General features: G+C 29.3%; 16 protein-coding genes and 1 pseudogene. 9 read left to right on the forward strand and 8 right to left on the reverse strand.

Annotated features, from left to right (window positions below):
- From Q5I67_RS05470 to Q5I67_RS05485, 4 genes and pseudogenes are all read left to right on the forward strand, one after another.
- Nucleotides 1-777, forward strand: a 777-nt coding sequence (locus tag Q5I67_RS05470) for an RNA-guided endonuclease TnpB family protein (protein ID WP_302486619.1), incomplete at its 5' end; no start/stop codon positions are given.
- Between the two features lie 117 nt (nucleotides 778-894).
- Nucleotides 895-2,058, forward strand: a pseudogene (locus tag Q5I67_RS05475) (TonB-dependent receptor plug domain-containing protein); the annotation flags it as partial.
- Nucleotides 2,059-2,167: 109 nt separating this feature from the next.
- Nucleotides 2,168-4,189 (forward strand): TonB-dependent siderophore receptor, encoded by a 2,022-nt coding sequence (locus Q5I67_RS05480; RefSeq protein WP_302486620.1) that lies wholly within the window; start codon nucleotides 2,168-2,170, stop codon nucleotides 4,187-4,189.
- A 92-nt stretch (nucleotides 4,190-4,281) separates the two neighbouring features.
- Entirely contained in the window at nucleotides 4,282-5,166 is an 885-nt protein-coding gene (locus tag Q5I67_RS05485) for a ChaN family lipoprotein (RefSeq protein WP_302486621.1), read from the forward strand.
- Between the two features lie 2,561 nt (nucleotides 5,167-7,727).
- Here the strand turns inward: Q5I67_RS05485 and Q5I67_RS05490 are convergent.
- Nucleotides 7,728-8,243 (reverse strand): hypothetical protein, encoded by a 516-nt coding sequence (locus Q5I67_RS05490; protein WP_302486622.1) that lies wholly within the window; start codon nucleotides 8,241-8,243, stop codon nucleotides 7,728-7,730.
- A gap of 358 nt (nucleotides 8,244-8,601) precedes the next feature.
- Between Q5I67_RS05490 and Q5I67_RS05495 the strand changes: the two genes are divergently transcribed.
- Entirely contained in the window at nucleotides 8,602-8,808 is a 207-nt protein-coding gene (locus tag Q5I67_RS05495) for a hypothetical protein (protein WP_302486623.1), read from the forward strand.
- A 41-nt stretch (nucleotides 8,809-8,849) separates the two neighbouring features.
- Complete coding sequence (locus Q5I67_RS05500; RefSeq protein ID WP_302486624.1) at nucleotides 8,850-9,107, forward strand: hypothetical protein; 258 nt, start codon at nucleotides 8,850-8,852, stop codon at nucleotides 9,105-9,107.
- A gap of 29 nt (nucleotides 9,108-9,136) precedes the next feature.
- Here Q5I67_RS05500 and Q5I67_RS05505 read toward each other — a convergent pair whose 3' ends face one another.
- Nucleotides 9,137-9,634: a fimbrillin family protein gene (locus tag Q5I67_RS05505; RefSeq protein WP_302486625.1), complete on the reverse strand. Its 498-nt coding sequence runs from the start codon at nucleotides 9,632-9,634 to the stop codon at nucleotides 9,137-9,139.
- Between the two features lie 359 nt (nucleotides 9,635-9,993).
- On the opposite strand from Q5I67_RS05505, the gene Q5I67_RS05510 reads away from it, so the two are divergent.
- Together Q5I67_RS05510 and Q5I67_RS05515 are read left to right on the forward strand one after the other, a co-directional pair.
- Nucleotides 9,994-10,200 carry a hypothetical protein gene (locus Q5I67_RS05510; RefSeq protein ID WP_302486623.1) on the forward strand — a complete coding sequence of 69 codons (207 nt, stop codon included), beginning with the start codon at nucleotides 9,994-9,996 and terminating at the stop codon, nucleotides 10,198-10,200.
- 41 nt (nucleotides 10,201-10,241) lie between these two features.
- Nucleotides 10,242-10,499, forward strand: a complete 258-nt coding sequence (locus Q5I67_RS05515; RefSeq protein ID WP_302486626.1) for a hypothetical protein — start codon at nucleotides 10,242-10,244, stop codon at nucleotides 10,497-10,499.
- Between the two features lie 29 nt (nucleotides 10,500-10,528).
- Here Q5I67_RS05515 and Q5I67_RS05520 read toward each other — a convergent pair whose 3' ends face one another.
- From Q5I67_RS05520 to sufC, 6 genes are all read right to left on the reverse strand, one after another.
- Nucleotides 10,529-11,047: a hypothetical protein gene (locus Q5I67_RS05520; RefSeq protein WP_302486627.1), complete on the reverse strand. Its 519-nt coding sequence runs from the start codon at nucleotides 11,045-11,047 to the stop codon at nucleotides 10,529-10,531.
- Nucleotides 11,048-11,570: 523 nt separating this feature from the next.
- Entirely contained in the window at nucleotides 11,571-12,008 is a 438-nt protein-coding gene (gene sufU / locus Q5I67_RS05525; RefSeq protein WP_015563337.1) for a Fe-S cluster assembly sulfur transfer protein SufU, read from the reverse strand.
- Complete coding sequence (locus tag Q5I67_RS05530) at nucleotides 12,001-13,224, reverse strand: cysteine desulfurase (RefSeq protein ID WP_302486628.1); 1,224 nt, start codon at nucleotides 13,222-13,224, stop codon at nucleotides 12,001-12,003. The genes sufU and Q5I67_RS05530 overlap by 8 nt, the downstream gene beginning before the upstream one ends.
- Nucleotides 13,214-14,302 carry a SufD family Fe-S cluster assembly protein gene (locus Q5I67_RS05535; RefSeq protein WP_302486629.1) on the reverse strand — a complete coding sequence of 363 codons (1,089 nt, stop codon included), beginning with the start codon at nucleotides 14,300-14,302 and terminating at the stop codon, nucleotides 13,214-13,216. The genes Q5I67_RS05530 and Q5I67_RS05535 overlap by 11 nt, the downstream gene beginning before the upstream one ends.
- 14 nt (nucleotides 14,303-14,316) lie before the next feature.
- Entirely contained in the window at nucleotides 14,317-15,747 is a 1,431-nt protein-coding gene (sufB, locus tag Q5I67_RS05540) for a Fe-S cluster assembly protein SufB (protein WP_302486630.1), read from the reverse strand.
- A 4-nt stretch (nucleotides 15,748-15,751) separates the two neighbouring features.
- Complete coding sequence (gene sufC / locus Q5I67_RS05545) at nucleotides 15,752-16,501, reverse strand: Fe-S cluster assembly ATPase SufC (protein ID WP_302486631.1); 750 nt, start codon at nucleotides 16,499-16,501, stop codon at nucleotides 15,752-15,754.
- 361 nt (nucleotides 16,502-16,862) lie between these two features.
- On the opposite strand from sufC, the gene Q5I67_RS05550 reads away from it, so the two are divergent.
- A complete protein-coding gene (locus Q5I67_RS05550) occupies nucleotides 16,863-17,756 on the forward strand; it encodes a fumarylacetoacetate hydrolase family protein (RefSeq protein ID WP_302486632.1) in 894 nt (297 codons plus the stop codon).
- Nucleotides 17,757-17,758 lie beyond the last annotated feature (2 nt).

Genomic DNA, 17,758 nt, shown 5'->3' on the forward strand with positions numbered 1-17,758 from the left:
ACAAATATGACAAATAACAACATTGTATTTTTAGGAAATAAAATAAAACTACCTAAAATAGGTAAGATAAAAATAAGAGATAAATATTGCCAAATAGAAGGTAGAATTTTAAGTGCGACAGTATCACAGACTCCTAGTGGAAAATATTACGTTGCACTATGTTGTACAGACCTGCCTCAACCTGAATTCATAAAAACGAATAAATATGTCGGTTTAGATTTAGGAATAAAGGATTTTGTCATAACCTCAGATGCAGTAAAATATAGCAATCCTAAATACTTGCAAAAATCACTGACTAGATTAGCTAAACTCCAAAGAGAGCTTTCTCGAAAAACAAAAGGAAGCTCAAATTGGGAAAAGGCTAGAGTAAAAGTGGCTAAATTGCATGATAGAATTGCCAATCAAAGACGCAATTTACTACATCAAGTAACATGTCAACTTATCAGAAACTACGATGTAATCTGTCTTGAAGATTTGCAAGTTGAAAACATGATGAAAAATCATAAATTAGCAAGAAATATAGCTGATGTCAGTTGGTCAGAGTTTATGAGACAACTAACATATAAAGCCAAATGGTTTGGAAAAGTTATTGTCAAAATAGATAAATTTTATCCTTCAAGCCAATTATGTCATGTTTGTGGGTATAAAAATACTGAAGTAAAAAACTTAGATGTTAGAAAATGGAACTGTCCTAAATGTAAAACACATCACGATAGAGATGTAAATGCAGCTATAAATATTAGAAATGAAGGATTAAGAATATTAAACATAGCATAAATAATATATACAAGAACCGTAGGAACTATGGGGATAGCTCGGAGATACTGTATTCGTTAGAATATTTGACCGAGAACCCCGCGACTTTAGTCGTGGGAGGTTCAGGATAATAATAATTTAGATTTTTATATAGGTTATTATGATGAAAAATCAAAGAAAATAACAGATTATTCTTCTATGGGAATGGGCAAAAGTTCTACAAATTATGATAAGACAAATCAAGATTATAGTATAGCTTATAATGGAAAAGGCGATAATAGTAATTATATGATTAGAGCTTATTATAATCGATATGATAAGGAAGAATATAAGGGCAGTAAAAATAATAGTTATAAGCAAAACACATTTGATACTTTAGGTATTGAAGCTAAAAATACAGTACAAGCAGGAGATGAGCATTTATTAACTTATGGTGTTGAATATAAAAATATAGGTGTAGAAGGCCCAATCTTAGCTTTAGGTGAAGGTAATAGTAAAGATAATTCTGCCTATGCGGGATATATTCAAGATGAATGGTTTATAAATGATAAAATTTTATTTATTCCAGCGGTGAGATATGACCATGATGAACAATTTGGCGGAAAAACGACACCTAAATTAGGTGCAACTTATTTTCTAAGTGATAATAGTCGTATAAAAGCGAATTGGGGTAAATCATGGAGAGCTCCGAATTTAGTGGAATTATATGCTGGGCAAGATCATGGTTTTACTACGATATATGGAAATCCAGATTTAAAACCAGAAGAAGCTACTACATGGGAACTCGGTTTTGAATCTGAAAAAGATAATAATTGGTTGAAATTAAATTATTTTAATAGTAAATACGATAATTTAATAACATATGATAAAGTAAATGGAAAAAATACATTTATCAATGCTCAAGATGCCAAAACTGATGGCGTAGAATTTGAAATAGGTCGCCAATTCAATGACAATTGGTCTATTCGAGCGACTAGTAATTGGCTTAATGCTAAAGACAGTGATGGGGAAAAAGTATCTGCGACAGCCGATAATATTTCCACTTTAGAATTGAATTATGATGATAATGATATTAATGGATATAGTGCTAAGCTTTGGAATTCTTGGGTAAGTAATTATCATTATGCTAATGAAAATTATGATTATAATACTTTAAATTTTGTAGTAAATAAAAAATTCGCTTTTGATGATGGTCGAAGTGGACGAGTTTATGCAGGTGTAGATAATATTGGAGATAAAAAAATAGGAGATATTTATTTAGAAGGTAGAATTTGGCGTGTAGGAGCAGAGATTACTTTTTAAATAAAAAATATTCATAGCTAAAGAAAAGCAAATAATACGTTTAATCTGTTTATATTAATGATAATGATTATTGTTAATATAAACAATTACATACAAAGGAGTTAATATAATGAGATTATCTACAAAAAAACAGCAAACTTTATTGACTTTATCAGTGTTATTAGGTTTATCAAGTCCAGTATATGCACAAGATATACAAAATAATGACGTGGTAGTTACACCAGATGTAGTAGTTACAGCAACACGAACTCAAGAGGAAGTAAAAGCTGTACCGCAAACTGTAGAAGTAATTACTAAAGAAGATATTGAACAATTAGGAGCAACAGATGTTTATTCTGCACTTCGTTTGGCAGCTAATGTAGATGTAACTTCAGCAGGTATGGCAGGTCATAATGTGATGATTCGTGGAATGAGCACAAATCATACTTTAATTTTAATAGATGGTAAAAGAGTTGCTGGAGAAGATACAAGTGCTACACAAAACGTTTATGCCTTAGGTCGATTGAGTCTGTCAAATATTGAACGTATTGAAATTGTGCGTGGCAGTGCTTCAGCACAATATGGTTCAGATGCTTTAGGTGGAGTAATTAATATCATCACTAAAAAATCAAAAGAGCCATCAGTTATGGTAGGCTTTTCTACAGGATCAGAAGCTATAAATAATTATTATCATATAGATTTTGGTAAACAGGGAAATTTCAGTTCTACTTTTGATATGCGTTTTAGTGATATACGCAAAAATATGCAAGCTGGAGATGAAGGCAGTAATTATTATGGCCCTATCCAAGATTTTAATTTTGCTGGAACATGGGATTTAGGCAATGATAAAGAAATTGATTTGACGCTTGGTTATTATAATGAGCATACAAAGGCAGATTATGCTGATAAATATACATCAACAGGCGTTTTGCAAACTAGTAAGGATAAAAAAGAATGGTATGATTATAGAAGATATGATTATAGTTTAGGTTATAGTGGCAAAACTGATAATAGTGATTATATGATTAGGACTTTTTATAGTAGATTGGATAAAGAGAATAATTTATATAATTATCGCAATAATTTCCCAGGACCAATGGAAAATATTTTGGGTTCAATGTATCCAAAATATGATTGGGATAAATCCACTTATACGCTTTGGGGCATAGAAGGTAAGAATACTGTGCAATTAAATGATAATCATCTTTTGACGTTTGGAGGCGAATATCGTCAAAATAAAGTCGAAGGTACTCGTTTGAGTGATGGAGGTGATAATGTACATCAAGTAAGTCAATCAGGAAATGGAATGGTGAGTAATAAATATTATTCAGATAAAGAAATAAATACTTGGGCAGGATATATCCAAGATGAATGGCAAGTGAATGATAATTTATTAGTAATTCCATCTGTGCGTTATGACCATGATAGTTCTTTTGGTGGAGAAGTTACACCAAAAATAGGTGCGACATATTTTATCAGTGATAATAGTCGCATTAAGGCTAATTGGGGTAAAGGCTTTAAAGCTCCAACTATTAGTGAATTATATATGGCAATGCATCGTGCAATGGGCGGGCAAACTGTCAATGTTTATGGCAATCCAGATTTAAAACCAGAAAAATCTACTTCATGGGATATCAGTTTTGAAGCTGAAAAAGATAATAATTTTGGTAAATTAACATATTTCAATAATGATATTAAAAATTTAATTACTACAAAACAAATAGGTAGTAGTTATTATGATCAGAGTTATGTAAATGTAGATGAAGCTGAAATTGATGGTGTGGAAATGGAAATTGGTCGTAATTTAGACGATAAATGGACAATAAAAGCAACAAGTAATTGGCTTGATGCAACAGATAAAGTAAGTGGTGATCGCTTAGATAATCGAGCAAAAAATATGACTACATTGCAATTATTATATGATGATCATGATGATTGGGGATATAGTGCGATTTTATGGCAACAATGGGCTAATAAATACCATTATGATGATAATGATTATAATTTCACTACAACTAATTTTGTACTCAATAAAAAATTTGGTGAAGGAAATAGAGTTTATGCAGGTGTAGATAATATTTTTGATAAAAAAATTAGTAATATTGGTTTAGATGGTATGATTTGGCGTTTGGGTGCAGAATGGACTTTCTAAGATAATAAGATAAATTAAATAAAGTAGCAGGATAAAATCTTGCTACTTTGTTTTAATTAATAAATAAATTTTTACTAAAAGGAGATGGTGTTTTGAAAAAGTTTTGGCAGATAATTGCTTGTAGTGGGCTAGTATTGACTAGTTGTTTGGGAGGTATGGCTCAAGCACAAGATGAAAAATCTGACGTAGAGTATTATTATCAAGGAGAAAAAATTGATTTAGATAAAGCGGTGAGCATTTCTCAAAATTATGATGTAGTATTTTTTAATGAATATCACGACCAAAAATCTATTCATGAAGCAGAATTATCATTTTTCCAAGAGATGTATAAACAAAATAAAGATATGATATTATCTATGGAAATGTTTGAGAGAGATGTTCAGCCAGTAATGGATAAATATTTGAATGATGAAATAACAGAAACAGAATTTATAAATAATTCTCGTCCATGGGAAAATTATCAAACAGATTATAAACCATTGGTAGAATTTGCTAAAGAAAAAGATATGTATGTTTTAGCATCAAATATTCCACGAAGAATAGCTAATAAATATACAAAAGTAGGCGATTTAGCTTTAATTGAAGATAAAGATAAAATTTATTTGCCAAAAAAACATTTAGTAGAGTATGAAAGATATTATGATAAATTCAAAAATTATATGTCTATGAGCGATGGTCAAAGTCATATGATGATGACACCAGAAAGAATAGAAGCTTTCTATAAAGCTCAATGTTTGAAAGATGATACTATGGCGGAAAGTATTGTTGAATTTTTAAAGGAACATAAAGATACAAAAGTCCTCCATGTACAAGGAAGTTTTCATGGTGATGAACATTTAGGTGTAGTAGAAAAAGTAAATAAACTAAATCCTAGCTTAAAGACTATAGTTATAACACCTATTGAGGTTAAAGAATATGAGAAAATGAAGCATAATTATAGTGAGGATACTATAATTATGACTTTTGTGAGAAAATAATAATGTGATAAATTTAAATTTTTACTTTATAAAAATTTGTAAATTCAAATATAACACTTGTTAAAGTTAAATAATGTGTTATACTAAGTATAGGCAAAACATAACAAAAGAGTCATATAGACAGCAAAACCCCATGAAGTTCGCACCTTCATGGGGTTTCTTGCGTTATATAGCTGTAGAAAAATTAGATAAGCTTTTAGCTGATATAGAAGAATTAAAGATATAAGTCTATTTTTCTAATTTGCACGATAATAATAAGCTCTGTATTGCAAAATCTATGTAATATATTATACTAAGTATAGACGAAATCAAACTCATGATGACGCACAAAAGCCTTAGGAAAGGTCAGTTCCTAAGGCTTTTTTCATTGTTACGTTAATGCTAGAGAGTTAATTAAAATACAACACTTGTTAAAGTTAAATACATAATAACACGCATTGCATACAAAAACAATAAAATTCAAATACAACACTTGTTAAAGTTAAATTCTTTTTCCTCTTTTTCTATTTCATCTATAAGTTTTATTCAAATACAACACTTGTTAAAGTTAAATATTTTAAATAAAAATAGTACTATTTAAATAAGATGCATTCAAATACAACTCTTGTTAAAGTTAAATACAAATAGAAATAATAACGGCAAAACTACACAGACATTCAAATACAACTCTTGTTAAAGTTAAATAATCTATCATCTCGACCAGTAAGATATGTATTTTTATTCAAATACAACTCTTGTTAAAGTTAAATTAAAAGTTCGCACCTTAACTCATGCGGTTCACCATAATTCAAATACAACTCTTGTTAAAGTTAAATATGGTTTAACAGAATATCCGCAATTCCCAGGGCAAATTCAAATACAACTCTTGTTAAAGTTAAATGCACGTTTAAATTTATCAATTTCTTCTGTTCCAACTATTCAAATACAACTCTTGTTAAAGTTAAATAAATATTCCCCCTGCACCGCAAAAATGCAATGCAAGATTCAAATACAACTCTTGTTAAAGTTAAATTCCCTACAGCTCCAATAGTATTATGTATAGCTGTAGATTCAAATACAACACTTGTTAAAGTTAAATTCAATTATTTTTTCATTGCCACAATCACATAGACAAATTCAAATACAACACTTGTTAAAGTTAAATTTCCAGTAAATATGTTTTAGTGGCTTCTAAGTCGATATTCAAATACAACACTTGTTAAAGTTAAATGATATCTCAATTACTGATACAGAATACTAAATATGGATTCAAATACAACACTTGTTAAAGTTAAATGCTAGAAAAATTAATCTTTATGATTTTATTGTACTATTAAAAGTATTGATAAACAAGGATTTTAGTTATTTTTTACCAGCGATAACGAGATTTGAAGGGATTTAGTGAAAAAGTTTATTTATCAAGGATTAGCGAGATTTTTCTTGATTTTATCTAGTAAAGTTTTATTTTAAAAGTATTATTTTAATTCTTAATTACATTCCCAAAGAGATTTTTGTCTAAATTTTAGAGTGTAGTTCATTATAAAGTAAGATATTTTTTATTTATAAGTTTATTTTTTTATTTGCATGACAATAATAAGCTTTATATTGCAAAATCTATGTAATATGCTATACTAAGTATAGACGAAATCAAACTCATGATGACGCACAAAAGCCTTAGGAAGGGTCAGTTCCTAAGGCTTTTTTACATTATTACGCTAATGCTAGAGCGACAGGATAGTTACTCAACAAAATACTTGTATATCCATTTGTAAGTATAGTAAATAACTATACTTGTCATGACAATTTCTAAAATATAGTGAAATAAAACATATTATTTATTATGGAATATTTATATTTTATTCATTAATTTAGATTTTTTTCTTCAAATTCTTCATTAGATATTATTTTTAAGTCTCTCAATTCACCAAGTTGTTTTAGTGCTTGCAATGTTTCGTTTAAGTTATTAGTAGTGTTTATTGATGATAATGAATTTTTATTTTCACTATTACATATAGATTTTGGAATATAATTATCTAAATTATTTTTAGCAAAAGATATCAATTTTAAATATTCATCATTATTTACTTCTAATAAACATTTATAACCATTTGTTAATTCACAAGCAATAACTTTTCGATTTTTTTTACCACCTAAAATAGAACCAATAACAGTTCCTACAGGACCCGCAATTACAGTACCAATAAAACCCCATCCAACAACAGCTGATAATTTTAATTTGTTTTTATCAGTAACTTCTTGTATAGTATTTAATTGTGTTTTTAAATCTATTTTATCTTGAGAGAATAATCCAGTTGACCATACTAACCAAAAATTCCCAAATGGTTTTTGTACACTTATTCCTTTTTGTGTGGAATATCTCCACCTAAATATTTAGCAAAAAAAACATCTCCTTATGTAATTATTAAATAGATTATTAGATTAATAAGGTAATTAATAATATTAGATTATACTATTAAAAATAAATATAAACAAGTATATTAGTTGTATAAAATTTTAGATAAAAAAGTATCATCTTAATTTTAGTTTTAAACTATTTTAATCAAGATGATACTTTTTATTTATTATTTTGTTTTGCCGTATTTGCTAAAAGGGTCATCAATAATAGGTGTTTTATTAATCATAGGATGTTCTTCCCAATATTTAGTTAAAGTATCTGCAGCTTGCTTTTTTAAGTTTTCAAATATTGTTCCGTCATCATCTTTTTGTAAATAAATTCCTTTTGCAGAATAAAGAATACTATTATCTTTTTCTATATAAGTATACGATATTGAAGCAATATCATTTCCACTTATTAATTTACCATCTTTTAAAGTAGCACTTTCAGTTTTTTCTTCGCCTTCTTGCCATTCTAATTGTCTATCTGGATTAAATTCATTATAATTACTAACTTTTCTTTTTATAATAAAATTATCTCCATTCTTTTCTATTGAAATTTGATAAATATAAGATTGGGGGTTATCAGGATTTTCTAAGCCAGTCCATTTTCCTATGTACTTATCACCTTCATTGTTACTACAGCCACTAATTAATGTCATTAATAACATTAAAATTACAAATAATAAGTATTTATTTTTCATTTTACATACCTCACTTTTATTATTTATATAAAATTCTAATTATTTGCTAAATTTTCAATAAATTAAAATACAACATTTGTTAAAGTTAAATGATAGAAAAATTAATCCTTATGGTTTTTATTATACTATTAAAAGTATTAATAAACAAGAATTTTAGTTTTCAACTATTTGAGTCAGGATGATAGTTTTTATTTATTGAGAATGTTAGAGAATTTGGAATTTGATAGTTTAAAACTAGGGAAACACATTATAGATTATAAAAAATTAGCAGACAGTATAAAGAAAATAGTATAAATACTTTATATTATAAAAAATAGTTTAGAAAATAAATATTGATGGAAATAAAATAAGTGCATAAATGGAGAATGTTATAAAACCTGATGGTAAAAGTTTAATTAATCCTAATAAAGTTTTTAAAGATAAAGACTTTTATAAGTCTTGGAAAATTGAAGAAGCATTAAATGACCAAGAGTATAATCTTAAACTTGCTGAAGAACAAATTTATACAAAAAAGAAGCAACGGATATTATACAAGAAACAATTAATAATGAAAATGATAGAATAAACCTGCAATCTGAAATATTAAGTACACAAACAGATAACATTTTGGGCGAAAAGCAACGTGCAAATGCTATGAATATAGTAAATACATTAAATTCTATTGATAAAACAAAAACAAACGGAGCACGTTTTATTAATAATGTAGTTGACCAAGAAACAAAAGCTGTTGCTGATAGATTAGATAAAGAAAAGATAAAAGCTGGTCAATTTTATGGTTATGATCCATATAATCCTAGTACTTTTGATGAAGAAAATAGACTTCTTCAAGAGCCAACATTAGGCTTTATGAGATTTGGAAATTAAAAAAAGCAGAGTTTAAACCCTGCTTTTTATTACCACTTTGTTTTTCCGTATCTTTCAAAAGGAGATGTATTTAATTCTTTTTCTTGAGCTTTATATTTTTCAAAACGTTCTATAGCTAATGGTTCAGCTTGTTTTTTTAAATTAGTATACTCGCTATCATCATCATCTTTTTTTAAATAATATTTACCATTACCATTATACAATAGAGTATTATCTTTTTCGATATAAGTAAATGAAGTTCCACCTATTACTAATTTCCCATCTTTTAATGTAGCAATATCGGTACTTGTATTTTCTTTCCATTCACATTTTTTGCCATAAGCATTATAAGAACCTATTTTTTCATTGATAATAAAATTGTTTTCACTATTTTTTTCTATTGTTACTTGTCTTAAATCTGATAAAGGATTGTTAGGATTTGATAAACCAGTCCATTTGCCTATGTACTTATCACCTTCATTGCTACAGCCACTAATTAATGTTATTAATAACATTAAAATTACAAATAATAAGCATTTAGTTTTCATTTTACATACCTCACTTTTTGTTATTTATATAAAATTCTAATCATTTGCTAAATTTTCAATAAATTAAAATACAACATTTGTTAAAGTTAAATGATAGAAAAATTAATCCTTATGGTTTTTATTATACTATTAAAAGTATTAATAAACAAGAATTTTAGTTTTCAACTATTTGAGTCAGGATGATAGTTTTTATTTATTGAGAATGTTAGAGAATTTGGAATTTGATAGTTTAAAACTAGGGAAACACATTATAGATTATAAAAAATTAGCAGACAGTATAAAGAAAATAGTATAAATACTTTATATTATAAAAAATAGTTTAGAAAATAAATATTGATGGAAATAAAATAAGTGCATAAATGGAGAATGTTATAAAACCTGATGGTAAAAGTTTAATTAATCCTAATAAAGTTTTTAAAGATAAAGACTTTTATAAGTCTTGGAAAATTGAAGAAGCATTAAATGACCAAGAGTATAATCTTAAACTTGCTGAAGAACAAATTTATACAAAAAAGAAGCAACGGATATTATACAAGAAACAATTAATAATGAAAATGATAGAATAAACCTGCAATCTGAAATATTAAGTACACAAACAGATAACATTTTGGGCGAAAAGCAACGTGCAAATGCTATGAATATAGTAAATACATTAAATTCTATTGATAAAATAAAAACAAACGGAGCACGTTTTATCAATAATATAGTTGACCAAGAAACAAAAACTGCTATTGATAGATTAGATAAAGAAAAAATAGAAGATGGTCAGTTTTATGGATATGATCCATATAATCCTAGTACTTTTGATGAAGAAAATAGACCTCTTCAAGAGCCAGCGTTAGGCTTTATGAGATTTGGAAATTAAAAAAAGCAGGGTTTAAACCCTGCTTTTTATTACCACTTTGTTTTTCCGTATTTTTCAAATGGATTATCATTTATAGAACTTGTCTTTTTTAAAGGATGTTCTTCCCAATATTTAGTTAATGCGTCTGCTGCTTGTTTTTTTAAATCTTCTAATATTTTACCATCGTTATCTTTTTGTAGATAAACCCCACCATTTCCAGAATATAGAAGCGTATTATCTTTTTCTATATAAGTGTATGTTGTGGTTGTTAAATTTCCACCAACGACTAATTTATTGTCTTTTAAAGTAGCACTATCGGTATCTTCTGTGCTATCATGCCATTCTAATTGTCTGTCTAGATTAAATTCATTATATTGGCCAATTTTTCTTTTTATAATGAAATTATCACCATTTTTTTCTATTGTCATTTGGTGAATGTACGAGCGTGGGCTATCAGGATTTTCTAAACCAGTCCATTTTCCTATGTACTTATCACCTTCATTGCTACAGCCACTAATTAATGTCATTAATAACATTAAAATTACAAATAATAAGCATTTAGTTTTCATTTTACATACCTCATTTCTTCTTATTTATATAAAATTCTAATTATTTGATAAATTTTTAATAAATTCAAATACAACACTTGCTAAAGTTAAATTTGTCTTTCTACCTCGATTAATATTCTACTGAGTAAATTCAAATACAACATTTGTTAAAGTTAAATTGCTACAGAATGGGAAAATTGGATATTAACTAAAATATTCAAATACAACTCTTGTTAAAGTTAAATAAGCTGTAGATAGTTTAATGGCTCTTATGGAAGGGATTCAAATACAACTCTTGTTAAAGTTAAATGCTAGAAAAATTAATCCTTATGGTTTTTATTATACTATTAAAAGTATTAATGAACAAGGATTTTAGTTATTTTTTATCAGCAATAATGAGATTTGAAGGGATTTAGTGAAAATGTTTATTTATCAAGGATTAGCGGGATTTTTTTTGATTTTGGCTGGTAATTTTTAGATAAAATAAAAAAGTATCATCTTAATTTTAGTTTTGAACTATTTAAATCAAGATGATACTTTTTATTTATTGAGAGTTTTGGAGGGCTTTGTCTAGGATTGTTTCCATAGTATGCCAGCTGAGTACGGCACATTTTACACGAGCTGGCATTTTGGATATATTTTTAAAGGTAAGAGCTTCATCTAAAGGGGCAAGCTCTTTTTCATCAGTGATTGTACCTTGAACCATGCCAATGAATAAACGACATAATTCTTTGGCTTTGTCGATTGGTTGATCAAGCATTAAATCAATCATGATATCTGTGGAAGCTTGAGAAATAGCACAACCTGAACCTTGGAAACTAGCATCTTCAATAATATTGTTATTGAGTTTTAAGGAGAGCGTGATTTCATCACCGCAATTAGGATTGATACCATGTTGGTGATGTGTAGCATCTGCTAGTGAACATTTATTATTAGGGTGAAGGTTGTGTTCAGTTAAGATTTCATTGTAGAGATTAAACATCGTATCCTAAATAACTCCTTACTTTTTTTATTTGTTCAATGAATTGATAAACATCTTCTTTTGTATTATAGAAATAAAAGCTTATGCGATTGGTTGATTGTGCATTTAGATATTTTAATAATGGATGAGCACAATGATTGCCTGCACGAAGGGCTATATTTCCATGATAATCGACAAGTGAAGATACGTCATGAGGGTGAATATCTTGTATATTAAAGCTCAATACGCCTTTATGCTTTTTATAATCTGGTGAGCCATAAATGGTGATATAAGGCAATTTAGATAATTCTTCCATGGCGATTTTCATTAATTTTTCTTCTTGTTGTTCAATATAGGAAAATCCTACTTGATTTATATATTCGATAGCGGCTTTTAATGCTATTGCTCCAGATACATTAGGTGTACCAGCTTCAAATTTTTCTGGAAGTGGGGCAAATGTAGCATCTTGTTCGGATACTGTTTCGATCATTTCGCCACCACGTAAGAATGGAGGCATTTGTTCAAGTATGGATTTTTTTCCATATAAAACGCCAATTCCCATAGGTGCTAACATTTTATGACCGGAGAATGCGTAAAAATCGCAATCTAAATCTTGGACGTCTGTTGCCATATGAGGAGCACCTTGAGCACCATCAACAATGGCAATAGCACCTACTTCATGAGCTTTTTTTATTATAGCTTTTAAAGGAGTGGCAACGCCTAAGACATTTGAAATTTGAGTGATAGAAACTATCTTTGTTTTAGGTGTGATTTTTGTTTGAATTTCTTCATCAGAAATAATGCCTTCATCATTTATATACATATATTTTAATGTAGCTTTTTTTAATTTTGCTATCATTTGCCATGGTAGTATATTGCTATGATGTTCAAGAATGGAGATTACGATTTCATCGCCTTCTTGGATATTTTCCATGCCGTAAGTGTAGGCGATGAGATTTAAGGATTCAGTAGTATTTCTAGTGAAAATAATCTCACAATCTTCATTAGCATTGATGAATTGTGCTACGCTATGGCGAGCTTGTTCGTATTCACTTGTAGCAGTAGCACTCAATTTATAAAGACCACGAAGGGGATTTGCGTTTTGAGATGCGTAATAATTTTCTAGGGATTTTATCACACTTAGTGGTTTTTGTGTAGTAGCAGCACTATCTAAATAAACGACAGGGTTTGCTTTATCATTTAATATAGGGAAATCTTGGCGAAAATTAGTTTTCATGATAGAAAGCCTCCTGTTGATAAGTGGAAATATAAGCGTGAAGTTCTTCAGGTAAATTTGTTGTGATTAATTGAAGTTTGGAGTCAATTTGCATTTGGCGAATTTGTCTTTCATTTAAGCCACGAGTTTGCAGGTAAAATAATTGTTCCTTATCCATTTCACCGATAGAAGCGGAGTGATTGCCTTCGATATCATCTTCACCGCAGAGAATTAGAGGAATTGATTTATTGTGGATATCTTCATCAAGTAATAATACATTTTCTGCTTCTGTACCTATAGAACCTTTGCAACCTTGTTTAAAATCTAAAGTTGCACGATGTGTTTTTTGAGCGTTATGCATTAAGATACCATTTGTCGTTAAATTAGTTTTGGTCTTTTGACCTTGAATATTGACAATATAGTTCATATCGAGCATTTGATTTTTAGTAGTTAAATAATCTGTTTGGAAATCTAGTTGTGCATTATTTTGTAATAAATCTATATTTGCACCTAGATAATTTTTATTTGCACCTAAAGCAATTTGTTGAATGGATATACGAGCATTTTCTTGAGCAAGCGTGCCGATATCATCAAAGTTAAAATAGTCTTTGCCGAGTGTTTGCAGTTGAATTATTTTAATTTGAGCATTTTTTTCAGCGAAAATCTTTGTACTGCTCGCATGAAAACCTTGATTATGATAAGGGGAATTGTAAACGATAATTATAGTAGCTTGGCTATTTTCTTGAGCGTAAATATAATTATCATCAATTAAATCAAGATTATCGGTTAAATCATAAATGAAGATTAAAGGTTTTTGGGTAATCGTATTTGTTTTGATAGTGAAATAGTTTTTGTTACTAGCATTATTTACTACAAAATTATCAGCATCTGAGCCGATACCAGTAGTGATGTGAGGAAAGTTGGCAAAAGCTATATCTTTTTGTGAAGATAGGGAAATATTTTCCGTGGAATTGATGATTTGAGGTTTGAGGGGAGTTAATTTATCTATATTATCATAAGATATAGTTGTATCATTTAATTTTAACCAACGCCATGTTGGCATTGGTAAACTATTTGCATGTTCAAATTTTATATTCATAGTCATATCTCCTTTTAGCCAATGGCACCTTCCATTTCTAATTGAATTAAATGATTCATTTCTACAGCATATTCTACTGGTAATTCTTTGGATATTGGATTAGCAAATCCGTTTACAATCATAGCACGAGCAGCGGCTTCACTTAGGCCTCTACTCATGAGATAAAATACAGCTTGATCACTAATACGACCGATTTTGGCTTCGTGTCCGACACTGGCTTTATTTGTACGCACGTCCATTGCTGGAATTGTATCTGAACGAGAAATATTATCGAGCATTAAAGATTGGCAAGAAACTAGGGCTTTACTGTGCTGTGCTTGTTTGGCTACAACGACAGAACTTCTAAATGTACTAGCACCACCATCTTTAGAAATGGATTTTGTATTGATTAAAGAAGATGTATGAGGGGCATTATGCACCATCTTAGCTCCTGTATCGAGGTTTTGTCCTTTACCTGCAAATGTAATTCCTGTAAATTCTGCTTTGGCATTTTCACCTGCAAGAATTGTCATTGGATAAAGGTAAGAGATATGAGAGCCAAATGAGCCAGAAATCCATTCCATAGTAGCATTTTTACCTACTTTTGCTCTTTTTGTATTGAGATTGTACATATTTTTTGACCAATTTTCGATTGTGGAGTAACGCAATTTTGCATCATCAGCGACGAATAATTCTACACAGCCAGCATGCAGATTAGCTACATTATATTTAGGAGCGGAACAGCCTTCAATGAAGTGAAGGTCAGCTCCTTTATCTACAATAATCAATGTATGTTCAAATTGCCCTGCACCTGCTGCATTTAGACGGAAATAAGATTGAAGTGGAATGTCCACTTTTACTCCAGGTGGTACATATACGAAAGAGCCACCAGACCAAACTGCACCATGTAAGGCTGCAAATTTATGATCGCGAGGTGTTACAAGTTTCATAAAATGTTCACGTATCATAGGTTCATAAGGGCCCTTGAGAGCAGTTTCGATATCTGTATAAATTACGCCTAGTTTGGCAACTTCTTCTTTAAGATTGTGATAAACGACTTCAGAGTCGTATTGGGCACCGACACCAGCTAAGGATTTTTGTTCAGCTTGAGGAATGCCTAGTTTATCGAAAGTATCTTTGATATCTTCAGGTATATTATTCCATGAACCTTGCATATCAGTATTTGGTTTTACATAAGTTACGATATTGTCGATATTTAAATCATCAATAGATGGCCCCCATGGTGGTACATCTAAGCTGTGGTAGATTTCTAAAGAACGCAAGCGAAATTCACGCATCCATTCAGGATCATTTTTTTTAGCGGATAATTCTTCTACGATTTCAGGAGTGAGACCTTTTTTGAGACGATAAGCATCTTTTTCTGCTTTTTTAAAATCATAACGATTTTCTACACGTTCAGCAGTTTGATTTATATATTCATTTTGTCTTTTTTCTGCTTCATTCATGATTTTATTCTCCTTGTCCAGTGATAAAAGGCTCATAGCCTTGTTCGTTAATGATTTTTATTAAAGAAGCATCTCCTGTTTTGATGATTTTTCCATTGATTAAGATATGAACATAATCAATATGGAGATATTCAAGGATTTTGCTGTTGTGAGTGATGATTAATAAAGATTTTTGGTCATCTTGTTGGAATGTCTGTATACCGCGAGAAACAGTTTTTACAGCGTCAACATCAAGACCAGAGTCTGTTTCATCTAGGATAGCTAATTTAGGATTTAGCATTAATAATTGAAGCATTTCAATTTTTTTGCGTTCGCCACCAGAAAATCCTACGTTTAACTCACGATTGATCCATTGTTCATTGATACCGAGTGTCTTAGTAACAGTTTTTAATTTATCGCGAAAAGCTTTTAGGCGGATTTTTTCTTTTGTTTCCATAGCAGTACGGATAAATTGAGAGATAGAAACACCAGGGATTTCTATAGGGCTTTGGAAAGATAAGAATAATCCTTTTTGAGCACGTTCATCAGTTCTAGCAGAAGTAATATCTTCATTTTCAAAAAGTATACTCCCACGGTCTACTTTATATTGAGAATTACCCATAATAACATTGCCTAATGTAGATTTTCCTGCACCATTAGGGCCCATTAAAATATGAGTTTCACCTTTATTTATATTTAAATTTAAATTTTGTAAAATTGTTTTATCTTCAGCACTAGCGTATAAGTCCGTAATATTTAAAAGAGATTTAGTCATGAAATATATCCTCCTATCCTACTTTTATAGTAGGTTTAAAGTTCGTAAAAAAATAATAGATATAGTTATTAATAAGTTTGTTTATATAGTATTATAAAATTTATCTTTGTTTAATTTACTATTATTTTAGTATGAATAATATGCAATGTCAAGCAAAATAATCTTTTAATCATATATTTTGGTAGGATAATTTGGAAGTTGTAATTGTTTATAGATTGAATTAGCTTGGGTTTATATTTGATTATTGTATTGTTATCATTTTAAATCTAGTTTATATATAGGAATATGATTTTGAAGGATTTTAGATAAAAAATGTATAATATATATTTTAATTAGTAAGTAAGGAAAGGAATGAAGGCTAATGAAGTTTGTAAATTTTAAAATAGAAAATAAGAAATTGATAGGTGTTTTAGCAAATGATGAAGATAAGATAATAGCACTTAATGATTTATATGCAGATAAAACTTTTTGCTGTATGCAAGATGTGATTGAACATTTAAATGAAGATGATATAAAAGATATACAGATAAAATTAGATGATGAAAATAATGATTTTAAGAGCTATAAATTGAGTGAAGTTAAATTATTATCACCAATAGAAAGACCAATACATGATATTTTATGTGTGGGTGTAAATTATCAAGCTCATTTAGAAGAAGCTAGTGAACGTGCAAAAAATTTCAGGAAAACAGGCAATGATGCAGTTTATTTTGGTAAGCGTGCTATTAAAATAATCGGTACAAATGAAGATGTACAAGCTTGTTTAGATATAGATAATGCTTTAGATTATGAAGTGGAATTGGCGGTAATCATAGGCAAAACTGGTAAAAATATACCTGTGGATAAAGTAGAAGATTATATTTTTGGTTATAGCATTTTTAATGATTTTTCTTCACGTAGATTGCAATTAAAACATATGCAATGGTTTAAGGGAAAATCTCTAGATACTTATAGTGCTATGGGCCCTGTTATTTTGCATAAATCAGCTTTGCCATTTCCTGTAGAAGTGGATATAAGATGCAGTGTAAATGGGGAACTTCGCCAAAATTCAAATACAAAATTATTTTTAAATGATATACCAAAAGTAGTATCAGAATTATCGCAAGGAATGACTTTAGAAGCAGGTGATATCATTGCTACAGGTACACCATCAGGTGTGGGCATGGGATATAAACCAGGAAAATGGTTAAAATCTGGAGATGAAGTAGTATGTGAAATTCCTCCAATCGGTAAATTAGTGAATAAAATTAAATGATA

The sequence above is a fragment of the uncultured Megamonas sp. genome (genome assembly GCF_958438645.1).
Lineage (GTDB): Bacteria > Bacillota > Negativicutes > Selenomonadales > Selenomonadaceae > Megamonas.

Bases quoted from the DNA above. Each gene is read 5' to 3' on its own strand.
- Q5I67_RS05495 (WP_302486623.1), top strand. From the start codon at position 8,602: ATGGAGAATGTTATAAAACCTGATGGTAAAAGTTTAATTAATCCTAAT.
- Q5I67_RS05550 (WP_302486632.1), top strand. From the start codon at position 16,863: ATGAAGTTTGTAAATTTTAAAATAGAAAATAAGAAATTGATAGGTGTT.
- Q5I67_RS05520 (WP_302486627.1), bottom strand. From the start codon at position 11,047: ATGAAAACTAAATGCTTATTATTTGTAATTTTAATGTTATTAATGACA.
- Q5I67_RS05480 (WP_302486620.1), top strand. From the start codon at position 2,168: ATGAGATTATCTACAAAAAAACAGCAAACTTTATTGACTTTATCAGTG.
- Q5I67_RS05490 (WP_302486622.1), bottom strand. From the start codon at position 8,243: ATGAAAAATAAATACTTATTATTTGTAATTTTAATGTTATTAATGACA.
- sufU (WP_015563337.1), bottom strand. From the start codon at position 12,008: ATGTTTAATCTCTACAATGAAATCTTAACTGAACACAACCTTCACCCT.
- Q5I67_RS05510 (WP_302486623.1), top strand. From the start codon at position 9,994: ATGGAGAATGTTATAAAACCTGATGGTAAAAGTTTAATTAATCCTAAT.
- Q5I67_RS05535 (WP_302486629.1), bottom strand. From the start codon at position 14,302: ATGAATATAAAATTTGAACATGCAAATAGTTTACCAATGCCAACATGG.
- Q5I67_RS05530 (WP_302486628.1), bottom strand. From the start codon at position 13,224: ATGAAAACTAATTTTCGCCAAGATTTCCCTATATTAAATGATAAAGCA.
- sufC (WP_302486631.1), bottom strand. From the start codon at position 16,501: ATGACTAAATCTCTTTTAAATATTACGGACTTATACGCTAGTGCTGAA.
- Q5I67_RS05505 (WP_302486625.1), bottom strand. From the start codon at position 9,634: ATGAAAACTAAATGCTTATTATTTGTAATTTTAATGTTATTAATAACA.
- sufB (WP_302486630.1), bottom strand. From the start codon at position 15,747: ATGAATGAAGCAGAAAAAAGACAAAATGAATATATAAATCAAACTGCT.